The 7,300-nt window shown below is 49.8% G+C and carries 5 protein-coding genes and 1 pseudogene; 2 read left to right on the top strand and 4 right to left on the bottom strand.

What is annotated here, in order from left to right:
• Positions 1–447, top strand: a 447-nt coding sequence (locus tag ACRCZA_RS03440; protein WP_438673085.1) for a LysM peptidoglycan-binding domain-containing protein, incomplete at its 5' end; no start/stop codon positions are given.
• A 102-nt stretch (positions 448–549) separates the two neighbouring features.
• On the opposite strand, the gene ACRCZA_RS03435 is transcribed toward ACRCZA_RS03440, so the two are convergent.
• From ACRCZA_RS03435 to ACRCZA_RS03425, 3 genes are all read right to left on the bottom strand, one after another.
• The gene (locus tag ACRCZA_RS03435) at positions 550–915 is read right to left on the bottom strand and encodes a hypothetical protein (RefSeq protein WP_438673084.1); all 366 of its coding nucleotides are present in this window, start codon (positions 913–915) and stop codon (positions 550–552) included.
• Positions 916–1,215: 300 nt separating this feature from the next.
• A complete protein-coding gene (gene ssb / locus ACRCZA_RS03430; protein ID WP_438673083.1) occupies positions 1,216–1,917 on the bottom strand; it encodes a single-stranded DNA-binding protein in 702 nt (233 codons plus the stop codon).
• A 107-nt stretch (positions 1,918–2,024) separates the two neighbouring features.
• Positions 2,025–3,392: an MFS transporter gene (locus ACRCZA_RS03425; RefSeq protein ID WP_438673082.1), complete on the bottom strand. Its 1,368-nt coding sequence runs from the start codon at positions 3,390–3,392 to the stop codon at positions 2,025–2,027.
• A gap of 396 nt (positions 3,393–3,788) precedes the next feature.
• Between ACRCZA_RS03425 and uvrA the strand changes: the two genes are divergently transcribed.
• Entirely contained in the window at positions 3,789–6,647 is a 2,859-nt protein-coding gene (gene uvrA / locus ACRCZA_RS03420; protein ID WP_438673081.1) for an excinuclease ABC subunit UvrA, read from the top strand.
• A gap of 369 nt (positions 6,648–7,016) precedes the next feature.
• Here the strand turns inward: uvrA and ACRCZA_RS03415 are convergent.
• Positions 7,017–7,300 (bottom strand): annotated as a pseudogene (locus tag ACRCZA_RS03415) (SAM-dependent methyltransferase); the annotation flags it as partial.

Below are 7,300 nucleotides of genomic sequence, written 5' to 3'. Positions count from 1 at the left end.
GGTACCTATCAAGACAACCAAGATAACCTTTATGCGCAAAAACGCGATAACAGCCACAGCTATATCGTTAAAGCTGGCGATAGCTTAGGGGAAATCGCCGATAAATTTAATATTTCGATCAATGAATTAAAGCAAGCTAACGGCCTGACTTCTCACAACATCAAGGTAGGCCAAGAGCTCGTATTATCGACCCCAATAGCAACCCCAAATAGCGCAGAAGCAACGCCTGCGGCTAAACCCAAAAACACCAAAACTGCACACCTTGCCAGTTCAACCCATCATAAAACCACCGATAAACCCAGTGTCACTTATAAAGTAAAATCGGGGGATTCATTGGATAAAATTGCGAAAAAGAACAATATAAAACTTGCAGACTTAATGAAATGGAATCAACTCACTTCTAAGAGCATTATTAAACCGGGCCAAAAATTGAAATTATCCCAATAATGAAGCTCATTTCCTCACAAAAAAGCGCGACCTTTTCAGGCCGCGCTTTTTTTGTAAAGATCCAATCCTTAGAAAAACGTCCATCGATAAGCTCAGCATCGCTTAGCGAACCTTTTCGAGCTCTTTTTCAGTGATAAACATCGTCAGGCTATTACCACGAATATAAAGACCATCAGCAACACGATCCAGCGTTACGCGCGCTTTACGATCCACATCAATAATAATGCCATTTTTCTCAAGATCCGCGATAGCGTGAGTTTTACCTTTACGAGTCATAACCTTAATAACATCGGCTTTAGTCAATGCATAGCTAACATTTGGGATCTTCGATTTAAACTCAAGCTTCTTACCATCGTCATAAACACGGATCTTCGTTAATTTACCATCAACAATGCCAGCATGGGCGGTTGACAATACCATAGGCACAGACAACAGCGCTGTCAGAATAATTGCGATTGTTTTTTTCATAAATGCTTACCCCACAAACTAAATATATCGATATCGTGAAATGACCCAGCAAAGCGATATCTTAAAAAAGATGAATACTCACTATATAAGAAATATTGAAAATACTATCATCCTCGATAGGGTTGATGTTAGTGGCCTTAAGCTGTACCTAAACTGAACCATTACCCAAGATCCACCCTTTGCCCCAACCAAGCCACTGGCAAATGATCATTTATTTGAAGCCTGCCGCAAAAAAAAAGCCCCGCAGCAATCTGCAGGGCCCTCTGTTTAAGCAATGAAGTTAATTCACTTCATTAACCGTTAAAACGGGATGTCATCATCCCAACCATCATCTAAATCTGGGGTAAAATTTTGCTGTGGCTGCGGAGCCGGACGCGGTGCTGGCGCGGCCGGAGCAGCATAAGCAGGCGCGGCTACCTGTGGCTTAGGCGCATAGCCACCCTGCTGCTGCGGCTGAGCCTGTGGTTGAGCATAGCCTGATTGGGCTGGCGCTGGATTATAACCTGGCTGCGGCGCATGTTGCTGAGCGGGAGCTTGATAAGCTGGCGCAGCTTGTGGCGCTGGGGCATATTGATTTGCCGCAGGCTGTGGTGCGGCTTGATAAGCTTGCTGCTGTGGCATGCCGCCCATCGGCGCACCCTGTGCTTGACCTTGATTACGGCCGCCGAGCATTTGCATGCTACCGCTTTGATCGATCACCACTTCAGTGGTGTAACGATCTTGGCCACTTTGGTCTTTCCACTTACGGGTTTGCAATTTACCCTCAAGGTAAACCTGTGAGCCTTTGCGTAAATATTCGCCTGTAATTTCAGCTAATTTGCCAAACAGAACCACACGGTGCCACTCGGTACGTTCTTGCTGCTGACCTTGTTGGTCTTTCCACGATTCGCTGGTCGCTACCGTAATGTTCGCGACTGCGTTACCGTTTGGCATGTAACGTACTTCTGGATCTTGTCCCAAATTGCCAACCAAAATTACCTTGTTAACACCACGACTGGCCATTGAAATCTCCTGCGATTCTTTAAATAATCTATTAATTCAGTATGTTGTTTATCAAAATTGCCCTAAAGGAAAATCAGTATCCTCAACGACGCCGGCAATTAATCCTATTATTGAGCTGAGCCTAACACAGCTCGGGCTTGGCTTAAATCGAAATGCTCATCAACTTTTAAGTAGGCGACTTTTTCATCCAGTACCACTATCGCTTCCACCACGCCCGCCAGCTGAGATAACTGCGTTGCCATAGTGCGCGCCTCGGTTTTATCATTAACGACAGCTTCTAGAGTATAACTCTTTAAGAGTACGGGGTTTTGCATTCCTAAGGTCAATAGCAACCACAGGATCATCAACACTAAGGCAACGCTAAACACGCCCACCGCCCCAACCAACTGGAAGGCACCGCCGCCAAGCATGCCACCGCAAAATGCCCCTAAAAACTGGCTAGTTGAATAAACGCCCATGGCCGAGCCCTTTTCACCCACTGGGCAGAATTTAGCAATTAAACTCGGTAATGAGGCCTCAAGGTAGTTAAAACCAGTAAAAAACAGCAATACTGCCGCACTCAATGCCCATAAATTACTGGCAAATATGGCCATCAGCGCCAAAGAACAAATCATGATCAGTAGCGCAATTTGGAACATCAGCTTGGTATTTTTACGCTTAACCCCGATGACGATCAACGGCACCATCAGCATAAATGCCCCGACAAAGGCAGGAAAATACAGCATCCAGTGTTTTTCTTTGATAAGCCCTGCGCTCACCAAATCCAATGGTAACGCAACAAACACCGCGGTCAGCACTAAGTGCAAAATAAATATGCCGGCATTCAGCCGAAAGAGCTGCGGCTCGACAAACATGCGTTTAAGTTTTGTGGGTGTCGCTAAGGTGTCGCCTTTAGGCGCCTGAGTGATCGGGTTTGGCACTAAAAATTGGATAAGCAACATACCAAGGATAGCCAAAAGTGCGGTTAACCAAAATAACCCCGCCAATCCCAGATGCTGCGCGACAATGGGCCCCACCAGTAATGAGAGCGCAAACGACAGTCCAATACACATACCAATAATCGCCATGACCTTAGTACGCTGTTCGTCACGGGTTAAGTCGGCGGCCAAGGCCAGCACAGCCGCGGCAATCGCCCCCATGCCCTGCACGGCACGACCAAAGGCGACCCCATAAATGGTGTCGGCCGTCGCAGCAATCACACTGCCGATGGCAAATAACACTAAGCCCCCGAGAATAATCGGTTTTCGGCCATATTTATCGGATAAAATGCCCATCGGGATTTGTAACACGGCTTGAGTCAGACCATAGGCGCCGATGGCAATACCCACCCACAAGGGCGAAAATCCTTGCAAATGCTGCCCATAAAGCGCAAACACTGGCATGATCATAAACAAGCCCATCATGCGCAAACCAAATACGCTCGCTAAAGAAAATGCGACTTTTTTCTCCGTACTCGAAAGTCCGTTCTGCCCCATGATTCTGCCTTGGATGAATATCTTTTTAAGGGGCGCATGTTACCACAGCCAAAAGGGTTTGCTCAAAAGGAAATCGCAGCGTTGCGCACTGCGGTGACGATACGGTTTCATCTTCGAAAAATATTTAATTATCAGTATGTAAGTAAGCAGCCTCTCCTAACAACATACCGATAAGCAATCCTGATAACACTCGCAGTCCACGCCAAGTACCACATAAGGCTCATCGACAGACAAGGATTAATCTTTATTCATCCTCTACGGTTTGTAAGCTGGGCGGCCTTTTTGCAGGCAGCATGCTCCAGTAGCGTCGATGTCGATCACACAATCAACTAAACTCAGCGGCGGAACTGTGCGATACTTGTGCTCATTTTTTTAAGCCTATAATTCGAGCAAGCGATGGATAAGATTGAAATACGCGGCGCCCGCACCCACAATCTCAAAAATATCAACCTGACGATCCCAAGAGATAAGCTGATTGTGATTACTGGGTTATCTGGCTCAGGCAAATCCTCCCTTGCATTTGATACCTTGTATGCCGAAGGGCAGCGCCGTTATGTCGAGTCGCTATCCGCCTATGCGCGTCAATTTTTAAGTTTGATGGAAAAGCCCGATGTGGACCATATCGAAGGCCTCAGCCCCGCGATTTCCATCGAGCAAAAATCCACTTCCCACAATCCCCGCTCGACCGTCGGCACCATTACCGAGATTTATGATTATCTGCGGTTATTGTTTGCCCGCGTGGGCGAGCCGCGCTGCCCAACTCACGGCCAGCCACTCACGGCGCAAACCGTCAGTCAAATGGTCGATAAAGTACTCGACATGCCTCAAGACAGTCGGTTGATGCTGTTAGCGCCTGTCGTCAATGGCCGCAAGGGCGAGCACGTAAAATTACTCGAAGGTTTGGCGGCTCAAGGCTATATCCGCGCCCGTATCGATGGTGAAGTGTGTGATTTAACCGATCCTCCAACCTTAGATTTACACGTAAAACATACGATTGAAGTGGTCGTCGATCGCTTTAAGGTGCGCCCTGATATTGCCCAGCGTCTGGCAGAGTCCTTTGAAACCGCACTCGAACTCTCTGGCGGCATTGCGCTGGTCGCCAGTATGGATGAAGGCGTTACGGAAGAATTAATCTTCTCCGCCAACTTTGCCTGCCCCCACTGCGGTTATTCGATGGCAGAGCTTGAGCCGCGGATTTTTTCCTTCAACAATCCCGCTGGCGCCTGCCCGACCTGCGATGGTTTAGGGGTGCAGCAGTTTTTCGATCCCGAGCGAGTGATCACCAATAGCGCACTGTCACTCGCCGGCGGCGCTATTCGTGGCTGGGACCGCCGCAACTTTTATTACTTCCAAATGCTCAGTTCCCTTGCAGAGCATTATCAATTCGATGTCGAAGTCCCCTATGAGCAACTGAGTGAAAAAGTACGAAAAATTGTACTGTATGGCTCCGGTAAGGACAGCATTGCCTTTAAATACATCAATGATCGCGGCGATGTGGTGGTACGTAAGCACCCCTTCGAAGGCATTTTAAATAATATGGATAGGCGCTATCGCGAAACCGAAAGTAATTCGGTACGCGATGAATTAGCCAAATTTATCAATACCCAAGCCTGCCAAGACTGTGGCGGTTCGCGTCTGCGCGAAGAGGCACGCCATGTCTTTATTGGCGATCTTAACCTGCCGCAACTCACCACGTGGTCAATCGGTGAAGCCCTCGAATATTTCGATACACTCAGCTTTACCGGGCAAAAGGCGCAAATTGCCGAAAAAATTCTTAAGGAAGTGCGCGACCGTTTAGGTTTTTTGGTCAATGTTGGCCTGAATTATTTAAGCCTATCCCGCTCGGCCGAAACCCTCTCGGGCGGCGAGGCGCAGCGGATCCGCCTTGCCAGCCAAATTGGGGCAGGGTTAGTCGGCGTCATGTATGTGCTCGATGAGCCGTCAATTGGCCTGCATCAACGGGATAACGAGCGCCTGCTGCAAACCTTAATCCATTTACGGGATTTAGGTAATACGGTGATAGTGGTGGAGCATGATGAAGATGCCATTCGCATGGCCGACCATGTAATCGATATCGGCCCCGGCGCTGGCGTGCATGGCGGCGAAGTGATTTGCGATGGTCCGATCGAAAAGATTATCGCCTGTGACGCCTCGGTGACAGGGCAATATATTGCCGGCAAACGCCATATTCACATCGCCGGGGCGCGTACCGCCTTCGACCCAAGCCAAGTGATTGAGCTATTTGGCGCCCGCGGCAATAACCTGCGCAATGTCGATTTAACCATTCCCATCGGCCTCTTTACCTGCGTGACCGGGGTATCAGGCTCAGGCAAATCGACCTTAATCAACGACACCTTCTTTAAAATCGCCCATAAGCTATTAAATGGCGCCACCGTGGATGAACCCGCACCCTATGACCGTATTGTCGGCATGGAGCAATGCGATAAAGTCGTCGATATCGACCAAAGCCCGATTGGCCGTACCCCACGCTCCAATCCAGCGACCTACACCGGCATCTTTACTCCCATCCGAGAAATTTTTGCCGCCACCCAAGAGTCACGCACCCGCGGTTATCAGGTTGGTCGCTTCTCTTTTAATGTCAAAGGGGGCCGCTGTGAAGCCTGCCAAGGCGATGGCTTAATTAAAGTCGAAATGCACTTTCTGCCCGATGTGTATGTGCCCTGCGATGCCTGTAAGGGCAAGCGCTATAACCGCGAAACCTTAGAGGTACGTTATAAAGGCAAGAATATCCACGAAGTATTGCAAATGACGGTGGAGGACGCGCGCGCGTTTTTCGATGCCGTCCCCGCGATAGCCCGCAAGCTACAAACCTTGATGGACGTCGGTTTATCCTATGTGCGCCTCGGACAAAGCGCGACTACGCTATCGGGCGGTGAGGCGCAGCGGGTCAAACTCGCCAAGGAACTCTCTAAGCGCGATACGGGCAAAACCTTATATATCCTCGATGAGCCCACCACTGGGCTGCATTTTGCCGATATCCAATTGCTGCTCGATGTACTGCATCGCCTCAAATCCCACGGCAATACCATAGTGGTGATTGAGCACAATTTGGATGTGATCAAAACCGCCGACTGGATTATCGACTTAGGCCCAGAAGGCGGCGGTGGCGGTGGGATGATTCTCGCGACGGGCACTCCGGAAGAGGTGGCGCAGCATCCAAGCTCCCACACAGCGCGCTTCCTTAAACCGCTGCTGGAGCGCGATGCCCGGCTCATCACCGCTGCCAACCCCTAAGCCGGGGCGCCCTGAGCCGAGGACGTCCTAAGCGAGATAATTCTAAGGGAGGGCGTCCTCAGCGCAAGTGACTGTGTGCAAGGACTGTGTGCAAGGACTGTGTGCAAGGTCTGTGTCTAAGGACTGTGTGCAAGGTCTGTGTGCAAGTGACTGTATAAAGTCACCCTCGCAGACAGTCTGCCTTCGCAAACTGTCACCTTCGCAAACTGTCACCTTCGTCAATAGTCCACCTTCGCAGACAGCCATACCGCTAAAAGCCGCCCAGCCCATTGGGGCGCGGCTTTTAGCCAACACCTCACGGGCGAGTCACCAATCCACAGGCGCGGCAGCGGTTAGCTGACTCGGTAATACAAAGATTGCCGCAGCAGCTCAACGCTTCACGCAAACAAACAAGGCATTGCCGGATGCCAAATCCCATGGGACGATTTTTTCATAATCGTGCTCAAAAATATGCACATCAAAATAAGGGCTTAACAACGCCTCTAACTCTGCAAAACTGGTGGCGACCATGGTATGTTGATCTTGCCAGCGCTCGGCTTGATGCGGATCGTGCTCAGCCCCACAGCCTGTCAACATCCCGCAATGGGCCGCAAGGTCGGCCTGCTGCACGAGCGGCTGTGGACGCTTCTCGATACACAGATGTAACGCCTGCT

It is taken from the genome of Shewanella sp., from assembly GCF_051658185.1.
In the GTDB taxonomy this organism is placed as follows: domain Bacteria; phylum Pseudomonadota; class Gammaproteobacteria; order Enterobacterales; family Shewanellaceae; genus Shewanella.
Note: the sequence above shows the minus strand (reverse complement) of the source record. Positions and strands in the feature narration are given on the sequence as shown.